The organism is Paenibacillus sp. FSL R7-0189, from assembly GCF_037969925.1.
Taxonomy (GTDB): domain Bacteria; phylum Bacillota; class Bacilli; order Paenibacillales; family Paenibacillaceae; genus Paenibacillus_AQ; species Paenibacillus_AQ odorifer.
The window spans coordinates 3760075-3778319 of sequence record NZ_CP150223.1 but is presented as its reverse complement, the minus strand read 5'-3'; the positions used below and the strand labels follow the sequence as shown (position 1 = coordinate 3778319).

Sequence of the window (18245 nt, the reverse complement as noted above, 5' to 3'; positions counted from 1 at the left end):
TCTTCGCCACGTATTATTAACGAATTATATATTCGTAAAAGACCAAGTTACTTCGACTGCACCGGAGGTGCAAGGTTAGCGTGGGCGCGGCCTGGGATTTCGCCCGTTGCCTCGTAAGCCACCACGATCGCATCAATTTCCTTTTTCAACTCGTTCACGAGTTCAGCTTCAGGCACTTTACGGATCATTTGTCCGTAACGGAAAAGCAAACCTTCCCCACGAGCGCCAGCAATACCGATATCTGCTTCACGTGCCTCACCAGGACCATTAACAGCACAGCCAAGGACAGAAACTTTAATAGGCACCTTAAGCTTCGAAATGTATTCTTCCACCTCATTAGCGATGGAGAAAAGATCGATATCCAGTCGTCCGCAAGTCGGACAAGAGATCAGCGTCGCCGCGTTAGAGATCAGACCAAACGTCTTCAGCAGCTCACGCGCCACCTTAACCTCTTCAACCGGATCGGCACTAAGCGAGATACGCAGGGTGCTGCCGATGCCCATAGAGAGCAGTGCACCGATACCAGCGGAGCTTTTCACTGTACCCGCAAACAATGTGCCGGATTCTGTAATCCCCAAGTGTAGCGGATAAGGAATGACTTCCGCAGCCTGACGATAAGCTTCGATGGCCATTGGCACATCTGATGCTTTTAGAGAGACGATAATGTCGTGGAAATCCAGTTCCTCCAGAATACCAATATGGTATAATGCACTTTCTACCATGGCTTCTGGGGTTGGGTATCCGTATTTCTCCAAAAGGTGATTCTCCAAAGAACCGGCGTTTACACCAATCCGAATCGGAATTCCTTTTTCTTTACATGCTTTAACTACCGCTTCTACCTTTTCGCGACGACCAATGTTCCCCGGATTAATCCGTACCTTATCGATGCCGTTCTCAATAGCCATCAACGCTAGCTTATAGTTGAAATGAATATCCGCTACGAGTGGGATATGAATCTGTTTCTTGATCTCCTTGATTGCGGCAGCCGCCTCTTCATTGTTGACAGTTACGCGTACCAGCTGGCAGCCTGCTTCCTCAAGCCGCAATATTTCAGCTACAGTAGCCTCCACATCAGCGGTTTTGGTTGTACACATGCTTTGAATCGCAACCTCGTTGTTTCCCCCAATAATGAGCCCGCCAACATTGACAGGACGGGTTTGGTGTCTCAAGAACATGATTTTTCTCCCCCATAACGCCAAAGCTCCACCCCTTCGCTCCCGCTAATGTGAAGCGGGATAAGCGGAAGAAAGGTGGAGACTGTGACATGTATTGTTAAGGAAAAGCGGCTTACGCGCTTTCCTCTTTCTTCTTGTCTTTCTTAAGGTTGAGCTCAGGCAAAGCTTTTTCCTGAACGACCTGTTCCGTGATCACACAATCTTTAATATCATCGCGTGAAGGAACTTCATACATTACATCGAGCATGATGCTCTCAATAATCGCGCGCAGTCCACGGGCTCCCGTATTACGTTTGATCGCTTCCTTGGCAATTGCTTCGAGTGCCAATGGTTCGAATTTCAACGCTACGTTGTCCATTTCCAGCAGCTTGATATATTGTTTAGTGAGTGCATTCTTAGGCTCGGAAAGGATACGTACAAGCGTATTCTCATCAAGCGGCTCCAAAGTCGAGATGACTGGCAGACGGCCTACAAATTCAGGAATAAGACCGAATTTGAGCAAATCTTCAGGCAATACCATCGACAAATATTCGCCAGGCTTAAGATCCTTTTGTCCTTCAACTGCTGCGTTGAAGCCAATGATTTTTTTACCGATACGGCGTTTAATCATTTGCTCCAGACCGTCAAAGGCACCGCCAACGATGAACAGGATGTTCGTCGTGTCGATCTGAATAAACTCCTGGTGAGGGTGCTTACGTCCGCCCTGTGGAGGCACAGAAGCAACAGTTCCTTCCAGAATCTTCAGAAGCGCCTGCTGTACACCTTCGCCGGAAACGTCACGAGTTATGGACGGATTCTCGGATTTACGGGCTACTTTATCAATTTCATCAATATAGATAATGCCGCGTTCGGCTTTCTCCACATCGTAATCTGCAGCTTGAATGAGTTTGAGCAGAATGTTCTCAACATCCTCGCCGACATAACCAGCTTCCGTCAGGGAAGTAGCGTCTGCAATAGCAAAAGGAACGTTGATAATCTTCGCCATCGTTTGTGCTAACAGGGTTTTACCAGAACCTGTTGGACCGAGCAAAAGGATATTACTCTTCGTCAGTTCAACATCTTCGATCTTGCTTTGGCTGTTCACACGCTTGTAGTGGTTATACACCGCTACCGAAAGAGATTTCTTCGCTTGCTCTTGACCGATTACATATTGATCCAAAATATCGCGAATTTCTTTTGGTTTTGGAATATCCTTCAGATCAAGCTCTTCCTCATGACCGAGCTCTTCTTCCACAATTTCCGTGCAAAGCTCGATACATTCGTCACATATATAAACGCCCGGTCCTGCTACAAGCTTACGAACCTGCTCTTGTGATTTACCGCAAAAAGAACATTTCAATTGCCCTTTTTCATCATTAAATTTAAACATCTAACCACCCCTTTAAGATTTCATCGGTGAAGAAAGAACTTGGTCAATAAGCCCATATTCCTTGGCTTCTTCCGCGCTCATGAAGTTATCGCGGTCTGTGTCCCGTTCGATTTTTTCAAGGGGCTGACCTGTGCGATCTACATAGATTTGATTCAGCTTCTGTTTCGTCTTAAGGATCCAGTCAGTGTGAATCCAAATATCAGACGCTTGACCCTGAACACCGCCGAGCGGTTGATGAATCATAACTTCGCTGTTGGTCAGCGCATATCTTTTGCCCGGAGCCCCAGCTGTTAGAAGGAGCGATCCCATGCTTGCTGCCATCCCTACACAAATGGTTGAAACATCCGGTTTGATATATTGCATCGTATCGTATATACCCATGCCGGCTGTTACTGAACCACCGGGTGAGTTGAGGTACAAGTGAATGTCCTTCTCGGGATCATCTGCTGCCAAAAACAGCAATTGAGCAATAACCAGATTGGCGACATCATCGTCAATCGCACTGCTTAAGAAAATGATGCGATCCTTGAGCAATCTGGAATAGATATCGTATGAACGTTCTCCACGACTTGTTGATTCCACAACCATTGGTACCAGACTCATGCCACCAACCTCTTTTCTCTGTACAGATTAGTCTTATCGTTTCAGAAATATTTTAACACGTTCAAGGCGCGATGTCATTTTTTCACTACAGTCGACTGTCTGCTGCTTGTGATTTGTGACGTTACTACCCCTATTACCTTATTGCCATACGTTCATACGGATACCTATGTAGTCACATATATTTGCGGCCGAGGATAAAAATAAGGCACGTAACGAAACTTACGTGCCTTATCATATCTGTATGGAGGCCGTGTAACTTGGCCGTTCTAGGTAGTGTCAAGCTAAAACGCCTTCGGCGTCCTTTTGAGGACGGTAAGCGTTTATGCGAGAATTATAAGAATAAAGTATAAAGTGAAACTTATACCTTCTTATAATTTTAAAATATCCTACTCAGCTTTAGTGTCTTCAGCAGCTGGTGCTTCTTCTACTGCTTCAACTTCTACACTATTGCTAACAAGGAAATCAATGGTTTTACGCAACGAAAGCTCTTCGCTCAAGCTGCCCAGTGAACCGTTAGCTGCCAAGATGCTGCGGATTTCTTCTGGAGTACGTTTGTAAGCTTCAGCCATAGTAGCCAACTCTTCGTTAACTTCTTCTTCGGAAACTTCAATGTTCTCTTGTTTTGCGATAACTTCCAATACCAGGTTGTTGCGAACGCGTTTTTCAGCATCGCCTTTCATTTGGTTCTGCAAGTCTTCACGAGTTTGGCCGGAGAAGCTAAGGAACATATCCATGTTCATGCCTTGTTGACGAAGACGAGTGTCGAAGTCACGAACCATGTTCTCAACTTCACTGTTGATCATAGCTTCAGGGATTTCAACTTCAGCGTTAGCTGCTGCTTTATCAACAACTGCATTCTCACGAAGGCCTTTCAGTTCTTCCTCTTTACGGGATTCGAGCTGAGCTTTCAGATCTGCTTTGTACTCATCCAAAGTTTCGAATTCACTTACATCTTTAGCGAACTCATCATCGAGTGCAGGAAGTTGTTTGCGTTTGATTTCGTGCAGCTTCACTTTGAATACTGCTTTTTTACCCGCAAGGTTCTCTGCATGGTATTCATCAGGGAAAGTAACTTCAACATCTTTGAAATCTCCAGTAGCCATTCCTACCACTTGCTCTTCGAATCCTGGAATGAAGGAGTTGCTGCCAAGCTCAAGAGAGTGACGTTCAGCTTTTCCGCCTTCAAACGGTACATCATCAACATATCCGTCAAAATCGATTACAGCGATGTCGCCGTTAGCTGCTGCTTCTTCTTCAACTACTACAAGCTCAGCATGACGTTCTTGCAGACGAGCAAGTTCAGCACTCAACTCTTCTTCAGTCACTTCAGCTTTTTGTACTGGAACTTCCAAACCTTTGTAATCGCCGAGCTTCACTTCAGGTTTAACCGTGATCTTCGCTTTGAAGATAAAGGATTGGCCTTTAGCGAATTGCTCAATATCAACTTCAGGACGGTCTACAGGGAAGATGTCAGTTTGTTCAACTGCTTCACCGTAAGCTTCAGGAAGAAGAATGTCGATTGCATCTTGGTACAAGCTTTCTACACCAAAACGGGATTCAAAGATCGGCCGAGGTACTTTACCTTTACGGAAGCCTGGTACGTTAGCTTTTTTAACGACTTTGTTAAAAGCTTTATCAAGTGCTGCTGTTACGCGTTCTGCGTCTACTTCTACTTCAAGAACTCCAAGGTTCTTCTCTATTTTTTCCCATGTTGCTTTCATATTATACTTTTCCCTCCAAAATATAGGTTCACAAGTTTACTTCAAATAATGATACAATCCACGCACAGAATAACCATTATATTATATACAACATTACTTTATTTATCAAGTAGAGAAGTCTTTACAAAACCCTTGAGAGCACGATAAGCTCCCTCAAATTGAAAGCGCATGCCGTCTGTGATGCCATACATTCCACGTGTCTCTTCCTCTTGTCGGGAGCCGTTTAAACTTTCAGAAACAAATTGGTGCAAAGCTCCTGCCCAAATATCCAGCAAAACGTCTTCGCCTTCCAGCAATTTCCGATATTCGTCCGACCCATAAATCGACATGATGAACTGACCCCAGAGCTCTTGTGCAAAATAATACAGCGTAGGCTCATGCACCTCAGCCTGCTCGGCTACCCGCTCCAGCACATGACTCACCTCCGGAGGAAAATCCTCCGTCTGCAGTGGCACGCTCTCGATCTCTACGAGTACCGTTTCATGTCCGCGAATCAGCTTCACTGTTCCCTGCATCCCACGCCGCTTAAGCGTCTGCAAGGTCCGAAATTGCAGCAGTGGATGAACATTATCCCCCTGCAACCAAGTGGTCAGCTCCTCGTCAACGCCGCCACCTTCCAGATAGGATAGCTGCTCTAGTGCAAGTATTGTCGCCTCAGACAGAGGTTCATTCATCACCCGCTGCAGCAGCTTTTTGGGATACCCCGCATCCTCGTTCATTTTGGATTTGGCCAAAAAGCGGGCCATATCCTCTTCCCTTAAATCTTCGTCTTCGGGGTGAACAGCTCCCTCCGCATCTCCATTCTGGGACGCGTAAGGAAATGCCGTTTCGAGCCATTCCAGCAGGGACCGCCATTCCTCGTAATTTCGCTCTTCCTGTCCTTGACACTGCAGCAAAAAACGAAGCAGCTCCATCGCTTCCCCGTAGCGTTCACTTTCCAGCATCACCGTCAGCTGGATTTGATAATAGTCCAGTGTCTTGGGGAACAGGACGATATTCTCTTTGGTGGCGGGGGAATCCGAATGTTTAATGAGGGCACCTCCTTATGTCTACTTATGTGAATGGAATCCTAACCATTATAAAAGTTATTAATACCTTAAGCTTCTTCCGAAACTTAATAATTGTAGATTATAGCATACCCCGTACTCTTTTTAAAAAACAGCTTGAAAAAGATCATCCCATATGATATGATAATTCCTGCTTGCTTTTCTGCCAGCAACCATGTCCCGGTAGCTCAGCTGGATAGAGCATGCGCCTTCTAAGCGCACGGTCGGGGGTTCGAATCCCTTCCGGGACGTCATATAGAAACAGCCTTCCTTCGGGAAGGCTGTTTCTATTTTCAGGGGAAGGGTTGGGCGGAGCTCAGGGAGTCACTACTGGGACGAATAGACGACTGAACGACTGAGCTTAAGATTCGCGGCTCTGGATTACCCGAGTTTCAGGGATTCATGGAGCTTGGATTCGAAGCTCAGAACCTGATGAAAACTTAGCCTCGTCGGAGCTCAGGGTCCGATAAAGCTTAGCATTCGAAACTTAGAATTTGGTGAAAACCTGGGCCTCGTCGGGCTATGAGTCGATGGAGCTTAACTTTTGATGCTCGCTCGGACTTGGTCACACTTAGATCTCGTTGGGGCTCAGGGTTCTGTGAAGCTTAGCAATCGATGATCAGTTTCTATGAGTCAGTACCACATCATACCCGCAGCATTAGAACATTAGGGTTGCTTTTCCGGAGAAACGCCGCTACATGCTATCTAATTGCATTTTCTGCAACTAAAAGTACCCTTTTACCTCCAAAACTCGCTTTAGTTGCATTTCATACACTTATATTCTCAGATTTACGCCTAGAATGGTCTTTTCACCATTTTTAACTGCACAAAGTACAATTAAACCCAAACAAACCTATCACCATCAAAAATAAGTGCATAAAGTGCAATTAAAAACCACTCTTATCACCACTACTCATCACTTATTACTCACCAACCACTCATTACTCATTACTCATTACTCTCTACTCACCACCCACCACTCATCGACTATTACTCTTCACATTCCCATTTCTGATTTTTAAATATGGGATTAGCTCTCTATAAGCGTGGCCAATCTAATTACTCAAAAGACACGCGCATTAGCAATATTATCGAAGGATGAGACTATCCTGCTTATTTAATCGAGAATAAAAAAACTGTTCACGGCGTTTTCTTCCGCCGAGAGACAGTTTTTTATGCATGTTCTTCCTTTATAAGCGAATCAGCGCCCTTTGCGGCGATTTCCAAGCCAGAGCGGAAAACGGAAAGCAAAGTTAATAAACAAAACTACAAATACTAGTACTGCCGCTGATTTGTCAGCGATTTGCCGCGCATCTTCTACAATTGCCTCAGATTGTACATACCAAAGGTGTACGGCCAGGGTTTCTCCCGGCGAGAACAGATTAAAGTCCCACATTTCGCCCGAGGTACTGAGACCAGCGGTAAGGATAATAACCGCAGACTCCCCGAAGGCGCGTCCAGCAACGAGACAAATCCCAGTAACAATGGCAGACATTGCAACGGGTAGGACAACTGTGCGGATCACGTGGAATTTAGTCATGCCCAGTGCATATCCAGCTTCACGCATCTCCCCAGGAACAGCACGGACCGCTTCCTCCGTCACACGTGCAAGCATAGGCAGATTCAAAAGCGCCAAGCTTACCCCACCGCCAAGAATCGTCAGGCCGATCCCAAAATATTCAGCAAATATCGCAAGACCAAGCATACCGAATACAATCGAGGGAACCGAAGAGAGCGCCTCTACACATATACGCAGTCCGCCTGTAAAAGCATTATCCGGAGCGTACTCCGCCATATAAATTCCTGCACCTAAACCGATAGGGACGGAAATAAGCAGCGAGATGAACAAAATATAAAAAGAGTTGAAAAGTACAGGACCAATCCCGCCACCTACGTCTATCTCTTCAGGCTGTTTGATCAGGAAATCAGGTCGCAGCGCTGGCAGGCCTTTACTAAGAATCGTGAAGAGCAGCCAGAAAATTAGCAGCATGACTAAAGCCCCAAGCGTATAAAACCCAATAGTCGCGAGCTTATTGCGTCTCTGAGCACGCGCTGTATGCTTTGTACTTGCGAATCCGTTCACGCTGCATCCCTCCTTTTTCTACCCAGCACGCGGATGATCAGAATCAGTACAAAGGAAATCACTAGCAGAAGAAAGGCCATCATATGTAGGGCATAATTCCAGGTTGACTCAAACTCTACATTCGAGATTTGCATAACGATGTTACTAGTCAAGACCGAAGCAGGTGTAAATAAGGTTTTCGCCAACTGTGGTGTGTTTCCGATAACCATAACTACAGCCATTGTCTCCCCCACAGCACGAGTCATCCCGAGGATGACCGCGGAGATAATCCCTCTGCTAGCCGCAGGCAAAACAACACGCATAATGACTTGCAGACGGGTAGATCCAAGAGCGTACGCAGCATCCCGATATTTGCGTGGAACAGCGACAATAGCATCATCACTGATTCGGCAAATTGTTGGCAGGACCATTAATGCGAGTACGAGGGCCGCAGCCAGCAAACCATCACCCAAGCTCTCCCCACTAACTCTACGCAGGAAAGGAAGTAATACCGTTAAGCCTAAATAACCATATACTATAGAAGGAATACCAACGAGCAGATCGAGCACCGGGCGAATGAAGGTCTTCATCCACTTCGGAGCAATCTCCGCACAGAGCACGGCCATGCCTACCGAAATAGGAACTGCGATCAGCAGGGTCAAAGCCGTCAGTGAAAGTGTATTTACAATGAAGGCAGCAGCCCCAAAGGAGTCCTCTTCAGGCGTCCAGTTAAAAGAAAAGAAAAAGTCCGCAGGCGAGAGATGACCAAACAGAAGCAGCGCCGTTTTGCCGATAAATAGGATTACAAGTCCAAGCACGAAACAAAGTGCAAGAATGCTGAATAAGAAATAAAAGCGGAATAATCGGTTGCTAAACATATGTCTACTGTGACGTTTGGAGTTGGCGCTAACTTCTGTAACGCCCTCCTTAACCTTAGTTGCCAGGTTGTGGACTGGTGCCCCCATACTTTCCCTCCTGTAAGCGGCCAACCCCGTATCAAAATCGGGGCTGGCCGCTGTTACCATTCAATATGATCTTCAGATGTTATTAACCCTTCATTGCTGCGATCGGAATGAATTTAAGCTTTTTCAGAGAACCTTGTTGGAACTTTTTACTTTGTACGTATTCGATAAATTCTTTAGTTGCGCCAGTAGGCTGGCCTTTAGTCATGTAGTAACCATAAGCCCAAATCTTATAAGAACCGTTGATTACGTTGTCTGTAGTAGCTGCGATACCGTTGTGTTTCACTGCTTTTACGTCGCCACTTACATAAACAAGGTCGATATAACCGATGGAGTTAGGAGTTGTTCCTACTGCTGTTTTCATGTCGCCGGATGAACCTGTTTCTTTGTAGTTCTTAGCTTTTTTAACGATATCTCCGCCGTCCAAAGCTTTAGCCTGATAGTTAACGCGGGTACCAGAACCGAATGAGCGAGTGATGACAACGATATCTGCATCTGCGCCGCCTACTTCTTTCCAGTTGGTGATTTTACCAGCGAAAATACCTTTAAGCTGTTCTGTTGTAAGGTTATCTACACCCACATTTTTGTTCACGATCGTGGCAAAAGGAATGACAGCCACTTTGTTCGCTACCTGTCCGTCAAATGCTTTGAAACCTGGTACGTCGATGCTAGCATCCCAGTCGCAAGCGCCGATATCAGCGATGCCTTTTTTTACAGCTTGTGGTCCAGTTACAGAGCCTTTACCAGATGCTGCGATTTTCACTTTAGGATGCAGCTTTTGGAATTCTTTTGCCGCTTGCAACGTCAATGGAAGAAGTGCGGTCGAACCGTTAACGGTGATTTTGCCACTAAGTGAATCTGCTGCTGCTGCAATCCCTGCAAAAGATGCGGTTACCGCGATTACGGCTGTTAAAGCCGTTACTGTTAATTTCTTGAAGATTTTCATTGTACTATTTTCTCCTCTCGGCTCTAGGCCGTTAAAATATGTTTGAAATAATAATTATTTAGTCAGTTGCAGCCCTTTACCGCCTTGGATAACCCATACGCTGTCGCCGCTCACAATCGCAAGCTTGCTTCCGTCTTTAGATACAGATACTTCAGATACATCTTCAGCCGTACGGAACAGTTCGGTCTTTGCACCACTACCATCGATAGAATAGATCACTGTGCTTCCGTCTGCCGTAGTACCTGCCACTACCAAATCATTGCTAACGCCAGTGGACCAATTCACTTCGATATCAAGTGCAATATTAGTGCTGGTTGCGTCCGCTTTTACAAGCTTCAGGGTATTCTTCGCATTGCCGTCTGCATCTGCGCTCAGGTATGCCACATTTCCATCAGCCAAAATCTCTGGGTAAAGCTTGTTATCTGCTGTAGTTGTTAGTGCAGCTGGTTTAGCATCTTTTGTAGCCAAATCAAGCTTGTAAAGCTGCTCTCCTGCCGAGCTAAAGTCAACCGTAAGAGAATCTTCTGTGCTGTCTGCATCATTTTTAGCAACACCCGTCAAATTAACGATATAAACGGCGCTTTTTTCGTCAGCAGAAATACGCAGTTCGGATTTATTCTCAACCTTGTCAGCCAATACGGATTTAACATCACCAGTCTCTACTGAGATTTTAGCGATTTTTTCTTGCTTGTCTCCTTGGATGAAATAAATGCTTTTCCCATCTTTGGACCAAACCAGATCTGTCTTCACACTATTGTCGGTGCCTAGTGTTTTAACAGCTCCGCTAGACAAGTTAATCAGATTCAGCAAACCTTTCTCATCATTAAAAGCTCCCCACTGCTGATCCGGCGATACTGCAAAGTCCACTGCACTGTCATTTGACGAAAACACTTCATAGTTACCTGGTTCTGTACTGAATTTGATAAGCTGAGTAGTTTCAGCATCACTTTTGTTCGCAATCAGGTTGCCAGCTGCCGTCCAGTGCAAAGTATCAAACAAACCTTCAGGACGTGCAAAGCTCAAAATCGTGCTAACATCAGCGTCCAGCTCTCCACCTAATGCAGTAACTAACTTAGTAAGCTCTACATAGGTTTTACCGTTATAAAACACTGGAGCCACTGTGAACGATTCGGAATTACCATCTACTTGATAGCTCTTTGAGCCTGTTTTGAGTTGCACATTATGTAGTCCTTTGCTGTCGTTAAGTTCAAACCCGCTTGTTCCCAGTACTACCTTAGCCCCAATTTCTCCAGCTACCTGAGTCAGCGAGTAAAGCTTGTAACCACTGTTGTTAATGGTGTTAAACACAATCGGCGTTCCGTTTACATTCCAAGTAGTTGTACCTTCTTTAACTGCTGTTGCAGCAGCGACTTGATTGGTAGCTACAAATTTTACATTACTGCCGGTGCTAGCTGCAGATACACTTCCAACGCCTACTGTTGCAAGAAGTGCTGAAGCCAACGTTGCGCTAATCCATTTACTGTTTTTCAATTAGATTCACCCTTTTCGTATAGGTAACTGCTAATGTCATTTTCGTCTACAATTGTCAATTCTGTTGCAGAGGAATGTAATGGAAATATTAACTAGTATTCTTTTTTTAAAAAAACCAGGTAACCAAATGAACTAAGCAGCAAAAACAGCCTCTTTTCGTAAAAAGGTGCTCGGTGCAGCTGCCTTATTTAGTTGGAGAATTGTTTGGGATCTTGGGGTGACGTAGGGACTAATTTGATATTGCAGGCGCGTGGAGGGAACTTGTTGCTGAGGTGGGTGGGTGGAGTATATTGCGGAGGTCGCTTGGAGTGTGGGGGGAAGCTTATTGAGGAGGTCGCTGGGCCACGTGGAGTATATTTCGGAGGTCGCTTGGGTGCGTGGGAGAGCCTTGTTGCTGAGATCGATGGGCACATGGAGTATATTGCGGAGGTCGCTTGGGTGCGTGGGGGAAGCTTGTTGCTGAGGTCGATGGGCACGTGGAGTATATTCCGGAGGTCGCTTGGAGTGTAGGGGAAGCTTGTTGCTGAGGTCGATGGGCACGTGGAGTATATTTCGGAGGTCGCTTGGAGTGTAGGGGAAGCTTGTTGCTGAGGTCGATGGGCACGTGGAGTATATTACGGAGGTCGCTTGGAGTGTGGGGAACGTATTACGGTGGTCGATGGGCACGTGGAGTATATTTCGGAGGTCGCTTGGTGCGTGGGAGAGCCTTGTTGCTGAGATCGATGGGCACATGGAGTATATTGCGGAGGTCGCTTGGAGTGTGGGGAACGTATTACGGTGGTCGCTTGGCGCGTGGGGGAAGCTTGTTATGTGGCTGCTGCTTACAATTTAAAAACTAACTGGTCTGTTGTGGCGCATTCTGCGTAAGGATCATCGTAGGAGATTCGGCTGATTGTACGGGATTTATACCGTTCTTTTGAACTTTAGCGGGATAGACCTCATTGTAAGGGATTTATACCGTTCTTTTACTAACTTTAGCGGGATTGAGCTCACTGTACGGGATTTATACTGTTCTTTTGCTAACTTTAGCGGGATTGAGCTCATTGTGCGGGATTTATACCGTTCTTTTGCTAACTTTAGCGGGATTGAGCTCATTGTGCGGGATTTATACCGTTCTTTTGCTAACTTTAGCGGGGTTGAGCTCATTGTACGGGATTTATACCGTTCTTTTACTGACTTCAGCGGGATTGGGCTCATTGTACGGGATTTATACCGTTCTTTTGCTAATTTTAGCGGGATTGAGCTCATCGTACGGGATTTATACCGTTCTTTTGCTAACTTTAGCGAGATTGAGCTCACTGTACGGGATTTATACCGTTCTTTAACTGACTTCAGTTGGATTGAGCTCACTGTACGGGATTTATACCGCTCTTTTGCTAACTTTAGCGGGGTTGAGCTCATTGTACGGGATTTATACCGTTCTTTTACTGACTTCAGCGGGATTGGGCTCATTGTACGGGATTTATATCGTTCTTTAACTGACTTCAGTCGGATTGAGCTCATTGTGCGGGATTTATACCGTTCTTTAACTGACTTCAGTCGGATTGAGCTCATTGTGCGGGATTTATACCGTTCTTTTGCTTGATTTATCTAGATCATGCTTATTTAGTGGCATTTATGCCCTTCTTTTGTCTGGTTTAGGTAACCCGCGCTTTTTAGTGGCATTTATGCCTCTCTTTTGGCCAGTTTAGGTATATCGACGCCATTTAAGGGCATTTATGCCTTTCTATTACCTAGTTTAGGCGGACTGACGCTATTTAGTGGCACTTTTGCCTTTCATTCAAATCATCTCTATATACATAGTAAAAGGACAAGTTGAATTAACAAACCTCAATTGGGATTAAGCTAATACTGTGGGATACATTTGTATAAAATATATGGTTTACAATTCCTAACTTTTGACGCAAGATAATGAGTGAGTACTCACTCATTATCTAATCAGAGTGTACAGAGCAGTATAATTCAGGAATATCTCAACACCTTCTACACCTTCTACACCTTCTACACCTTCATCACCATCACCATCACCATCACCATCACCATCACCATCACCATCACCATATCAGCAACATCTTCAACTCAAGCAAGTATCCCTGAACATTCAGAATTGAGGAGATAAAAATGGGTTCAGAGGTTCCAGTTATTTCAGTGAGCCATGTCGGGAAAGCGTTTGGAGAGAAACAGGTGCTCGAGGATATTTCGCTTCAAGTGGAACGTGCGGAAACCTTTGGCATACTAGGGCCATCCGGCTCAGGAAAAACAACATTAGTGAAGCTGCTTACAGGTATCCATGAGGTAACCTCCGGTGAGGTGAAGATACTTGGCGTTACGATGCCTAAGCTGACTATGCTGCAACAGATTGGGTATATGGCCCAGTCTGATGCCTTGTACACAGAGCTTAGCGCGAAGGAGAATCTGGAGTTTTTTGCAGCGCTATATGGTCTAAAGGGGGAGCAACGCTCCAAACGCATCACAGCCGTAATGGAGATCGTTAATTTACAAGATCATTTGCGAAAAAGAGTAGACCAATACTCCGGCGGGATGAAACGCCGCTTATCATTGGCGATCGCGCTGCTGCATGAACCGCCGCTGCTTATTCTTGATGAACCTACAGTTGGTATAGACCCGGTGCTGCGGCTATCCATCTGGAAAGAACTAAAAGCGCTGAACCAGAAAGGCACCACTATTGTGCTGACCACGCATGTGCATCTAAAATAAATTGCACATCTTAATATTGCACATCATCAAATACATAATGTAATCAGAAACCTTTATAATAGAAGGTTTTTTTGTTTTGTTCGGTTTTTATAATGCACAACACTATTCTATGTGTTAATATTTAATTTCTGTGATATCTCAAAAAATATTAAATATCATTTTTGCACACATTGGCAGTGTTATGGAGGGGATTTGGATGGAGGGTAAACCTCACATTGCAGATATCATTCAGTTAAGGATTGATAATATCCGTTTTGTGTTAGTCCCTGTGTGGTTAGAGTGGATGCGCAGACGCAATGGCAGTATTATCGAAAAGCAAGTTGCAGCAATTGGTTTGAAAGACGTTTCAAAGGACATTCATATCATCCACGGTTTATCTGCTTTTATATTAGGGGAAGGCAGCAGATGGAGAACCAAGAAGTACAATACACAACGGAAGCACGTAAACAATATCATTCAGTTTCTAAACTACCTAATACAGAACAAGAAGCGATTAAAGATTACCAAACTGTCTGACCTTACCATACAAATAGGCACTGATTTTCTATCCGACTTAAGTTTCAAAAGGCAAGGAGTACAGACAGAGGATGGAATTGTTGAGAAGGAAATAAGCGTCAACAAGAAAACAGTTTTAAGCATCGGTAGCACACTCACTTACTTCTATGTATGGTTGCATAATAACAAGTTGCTCCCTATGGTTGATGGAGAGTTACTGCAGGAGTCCAAACGTAAAAACCATCATAACGGCGAGTATTATTATGAATCTATTTTCGATCCGATATACCCTTCTGAAAAAGTTAGAAAGTTAGAACACTGCTTTCCTATCAAATACCTTCCATTGCTTTTGGAGGTTGCCATTTTAAAAACAAATCCTATTGTCTTAGGATTGTACCTACAGCTTTTCGGAGGATTGCGTGTATCCGAAGTTGTCAATATAAAACGAACTCAATTTGCCAGAACAGTTAACAAGGGTGATTTCTTGTTAAACATTGAATCGAGGAACATGAGAACAGATTTGAAAGGAAACTCTGGCGGAGGCTATGCTAAAAAACAAAGAAGACAACTTATCATTCAAATCAAAGACTGGGGAGATACTCTGTATAGACAACATTTGGATTTATACAAAGAGTCAAACAATTTGTCAGATTACCGCCCCAAGGGAGCCCTATTTGTAAACTCCCAAGGAAAAGCATTATCAGAGCCCAGCTATCGTTATTATTTCAATAAACTTAAACAAGAGTTTTGTGATCACTTGTTTAAGCACGGAGATGCCGATGAAAAGTTGGTAGCTAATCATCTACGTATCATCGATTGGAATACTCATATCGGAAGGGGAACATTCACAAACATGATTACCGAACAAACCGACAACATCGCAGAAGTTGCTTTTATAAGAGGCGATTCAAATCTCATGTCAAGTCTACCCTACTTAGCCAAGACGACAAGAGCAAGAGATCGAGTTGAAAAAAACATCTCTGCAGCCCATGAAGATTATGTACCCAGCTTAATCAATAAGCAAACTATCCAAAGGAGAACATAATGTATTTCACGTCAGGTCAATTACGCAAGTTTTTCAAAGAACAAGGTTATATCGTCGGGGAAAAAGCGGCATGTAGCATGATGAAAAATCACCCCCATGTCATCATTAATTCCAATAACATGATTCCAATAGCACATGCACAAGAGCTTGTAGAACAATACCTACTAGTCCCCGAAGGCTATATACTGGCTACCGAAGCACTTAAAGTCTACAACTTAGCGACGAGCAAGATAGACTCATTAGTCGAAGATGGTACATTAGGCAAATGTTTTCGTCTTCTTAATGGTTTTTGGAGAGTTTATGTTGATTCCACCAAACTCGACGAACTACAAAATGACCTCGTCACTTATCAACAAATACATGAACACATCCAAACTCTCGGCATCACGATTGGTTCTGAGTATGTTAGGAAAGCGATGAGTGTGCATCCTAAAGTAATAAAAGCTGAGAACAACAAACAAAACTTATTACACAAGGACGACGCAAAAACCATTATAGACGGGATAGTGCCACCCGAAGGATTTATCACTTTAAATAAAGTCACTAAATACACAGGGCTGGGTAAATACGCAATTCAAAGTTTAATAGCAGACTATGGTATCGACACGTTCATCCCGAAACTCGGAAAACCGAAGGTGTATGTCCATCTACAACAACTACAAGAAGTTTCAGATCGAGAAGCAAATTATTATTCAGTTCCTCAGGCAGCAGTTATACTAGGCGTGTCCCCTCCTACCGTATATAGACTAATTGAATTCGGCACTCTCAAGAACTTTAAGCTCGAAAAAGTGAAGCGAACAAAGAAATATTTCCTTGATAAGGACGAGATCCATCAATTGCAAGTCGAATATTCAAATAAAGAAAATGAAGTTCAACAACCATTTAATAAGGCAAGTTTCATCAAACAATTTAGCGATGAGATATCAGGTAAACCTATCACAATCGAACTTCGTTTGAACAAGGAGTTATTCTCCAAATTCACCATTCAAATTCTGAATGATTTAAATGATCGAGAAACGAGTCTACAGAACAGAAAATGGGAGTTGGGTAATGCATTTGACAAAGCGATTGCCCATTTGCCAAGTTTGATTCATACGCTGAGCAAAGACTTCCTTGTCGCTCTAGCAGATGATGAACAGATCCCTTATTACGTGAAGCAAGATTTCATGCGATTCTATAAGTATGCATGTAGAATACAGAGTACTAGCCCCCACAAGGTCTATATAACAAGAAACAGAACAAAAAGTACAATAAGCGAATCCAATGAGGACGAAATATATCCACCTGCGATATACAGCCAGTTTTATACTCATGCGAAAAAGGTAGATCTGCACATTCCACACGCCATTCAAAAAAGAACGTATGCTAACATGTGGCTGTTCTCGACCTTGCTACTAACCGATATGTGGAGAGCAACGGATCTGTTTTATGAAATTCCGCGCATCGACATAGACATACTGAATATCCCTGATTCCGCATGGTTCAGAACAAAGAAATTAAATCAGAACCAAGTCCGCCTTGTCATAGAACAATTACGTTTATCGTTGAATTTTGCGAATGTAGGAAAAACAGGTGCCGAATTGCTTTTTTTAATGATTCCCGAATTGGAAGAATCCATTGCCACCGCTGCCGTCATATGCGAATTACACAGCAGAGATGTCCCAAGCGGCAATGTAGTTCAGAAAAGTTTCCTACTAGGAACATTCTTCGAGGGAATCACGCCCGAGAAATTAAAAACTAGTTCTTCAGGAAGAGCAACTCATATGAAATACTTTGCCACAGACGAATTATTAAAGCGAACCAAATTCAGCTCTCACAAACTATGTAAAAGCACCATGACATATGTTTATTTTTACGTAAGCGAAAAAGGTGAGGCCGGGGATATCGACACCCGTAATCAAGCAGAAAAACTTCTATCACAAGGACGTTCACATCAACATGGAAACTCCGTGATCCCATATGTAGTCTTTTCAAATAACGACGGTTCCATGGATACCGTATCTATCAATTTATTCAGACGTGGTCATTTTGGGTGGTTATATAACACAATGATCTCGCACGTTGAAAGTAGTTTATCCATTCAGCAAAGCATGGAAAGAAGAACCGAGTCAATCGAAGAATTAAGAGATGAATTTTCTTTGCGTGAACTAGAAACATGGGCGGAAGGCATACTTCAAAATAAAAAGAACAAAGAATTCGTGGTACGCCGACTCATGAAAATGTCCAGAGATGAATTAATAGAAGAGGTCGTAAAAATCTATAAATGCGAAAAACCAAGCCGTGACGGTCTTGGTCAATGTTTCGCGTTTCCTGATTGTCGTTTTCCCGAAAAATCCTCTTGTATTGGTTGCCCTGAGTTCATCCCTCAATACCAGTTACTCAAGGAAGCACATTCTGAATTTTTACGACTAACAGAGAACATAAGAAATAACATGTCTGAAGCTTTACGATTGAGGGACTCCATGTTTTTGTATCGTCTATATATTATTATTGGAGAAGCCGTAAATGCATTTGGGAGCGAGAAGGTCAATGCATATATTCCCTTAGAAACAATATCGAATGCGTGGCATGAAGTGAAACAATATCTCGAAATACCAAAGAAGGTGTAGTGT

At 43.8% G+C, this 18245-nt stretch carries 13 protein-coding genes, 1 tRNA gene and 1 pseudogene; 6 read left to right on the top strand and 9 right to left on the bottom strand.

Annotated elements, in window-relative coordinates:
- Nucleotides 1-47: 47 nt before the first annotated feature.
- From ispG to MKY63_RS16355, 5 genes are all read right to left on the bottom strand, one after another.
- Nucleotides 48-1175 carry a flavodoxin-dependent (E)-4-hydroxy-3-methylbut-2-enyl-diphosphate synthase gene (ispG, locus tag MKY63_RS16375; protein WP_036685055.1) on the bottom strand — a complete coding sequence of 376 codons (1128 nt, stop codon included), beginning with the start codon at nt 1173-1175 and terminating at the stop codon, nt 48-50.
- Nucleotides 1176-1287: 112 nt separating this feature from the next.
- Entirely contained in the window at nt 1288-2544 is a 1257-nt protein-coding gene (gene clpX, locus MKY63_RS16370) for an ATP-dependent protease ATP-binding subunit ClpX (protein ID WP_036685052.1), read from the bottom strand.
- 12 nt (nt 2545-2556) lie between these two features.
- Nucleotides 2557-3147, bottom strand: a complete 591-nt coding sequence (gene clpP, locus MKY63_RS16365; RefSeq protein ID WP_036685049.1) for an ATP-dependent Clp endopeptidase proteolytic subunit ClpP — start codon at nt 3145-3147, stop codon at nt 2557-2559.
- Between the two features lie 386 nt (nt 3148-3533).
- Nucleotides 3534-4868: a trigger factor gene (tig, locus tag MKY63_RS16360; protein ID WP_036685045.1), complete on the bottom strand. Its 1335-nt coding sequence runs from the start codon at nt 4866-4868 to the stop codon at nt 3534-3536.
- Nucleotides 4869-4966: 98 nt separating this feature from the next.
- Nucleotides 4967-5812 (bottom strand): hypothetical protein, encoded by an 846-nt coding sequence (locus MKY63_RS16355; protein ID WP_038573064.1) that lies wholly within the window; start codon nt 5810-5812, stop codon nt 4967-4969.
- Nucleotides 5813-6091: 279 nt separating this feature from the next.
- Between MKY63_RS16355 and MKY63_RS16350 the strand changes: the two genes are divergently transcribed.
- A tRNA-Arg gene (locus MKY63_RS16350) sits at nt 6092-6165 on the top strand.
- 950 nt (nt 6166-7115) lie between these two features.
- Here the strand turns inward: MKY63_RS16350 and pstA are convergent.
- From pstA to MKY63_RS16330, 4 genes are all read right to left on the bottom strand, one after another.
- Nucleotides 7116-7997 carry a phosphate ABC transporter permease PstA gene (gene pstA / locus MKY63_RS16345; protein ID WP_036685040.1) on the bottom strand — a complete coding sequence of 294 codons (882 nt, stop codon included), beginning with the start codon at nt 7995-7997 and terminating at the stop codon, nt 7116-7118.
- Nucleotides 7994-8941, bottom strand: coding sequence for a phosphate ABC transporter permease subunit PstC (gene pstC, locus MKY63_RS16340; protein ID WP_036685038.1), 948 nt, complete (start codon nt 8939-8941; stop codon nt 7994-7996). Before pstC ends, pstA begins: the two co-directional genes overlap by 4 nt.
- An 82-nt stretch (nt 8942-9023) precedes the next feature.
- Nucleotides 9024-9884 carry a phosphate ABC transporter substrate-binding protein gene (locus tag MKY63_RS16335; protein WP_038573065.1) on the bottom strand — a complete coding sequence of 287 codons (861 nt, stop codon included), beginning with the start codon at nt 9882-9884 and terminating at the stop codon, nt 9024-9026.
- A gap of 54 nt (nt 9885-9938) precedes the next feature.
- Complete coding sequence (locus MKY63_RS16330; RefSeq protein ID WP_339809334.1) at nt 9939-11375, bottom strand: stalk domain-containing protein; 1437 nt, start codon at nt 11373-11375, stop codon at nt 9939-9941.
- 634 nt (nt 11376-12009) lie between these two features.
- Between MKY63_RS16330 and MKY63_RS16325 the strand changes: the two genes are divergently transcribed.
- The 5 genes and pseudogenes from MKY63_RS16325 (at nt 12010) to MKY63_RS16305 (ending at nt 18242) form a co-directional block, all read left to right on the top strand.
- Nucleotides 12010-12207 (top strand): hypothetical protein, encoded by a 198-nt coding sequence (locus MKY63_RS16325; RefSeq protein ID WP_038573067.1) that lies wholly within the window; start codon nt 12010-12012, stop codon nt 12205-12207.
- 60 nt (nt 12208-12267) lie between these two features.
- Nucleotides 12268-12960, top strand: a complete 693-nt coding sequence (locus MKY63_RS16320; protein ID WP_339809332.1) for a hypothetical protein — start codon at nt 12268-12270, stop codon at nt 12958-12960.
- Between the two features lie 536 nt (nt 12961-13496).
- A pseudogene (locus MKY63_RS16315) lies at nt 13497-14081 on the top strand (ABC transporter ATP-binding protein); the annotation flags it as partial.
- Nucleotides 14082-14289: 208 nt separating this feature from the next.
- The gene (locus tag MKY63_RS16310) at nt 14290-15633 is read left to right on the top strand and encodes a hypothetical protein (RefSeq protein ID WP_339809330.1); all 1344 of its coding nucleotides are present in this window, start codon (nt 14290-14292) and stop codon (nt 15631-15633) included.
- A complete protein-coding gene (locus MKY63_RS16305) occupies nt 15633-18242 on the top strand; it encodes a helix-turn-helix domain-containing protein (protein ID WP_339809328.1) in 2610 nt (869 codons plus the stop codon). Before MKY63_RS16310 ends, MKY63_RS16305 begins: the two co-directional genes overlap by 1 nt.
- Nucleotides 18243-18245: the final 3 nt, after the last annotated feature.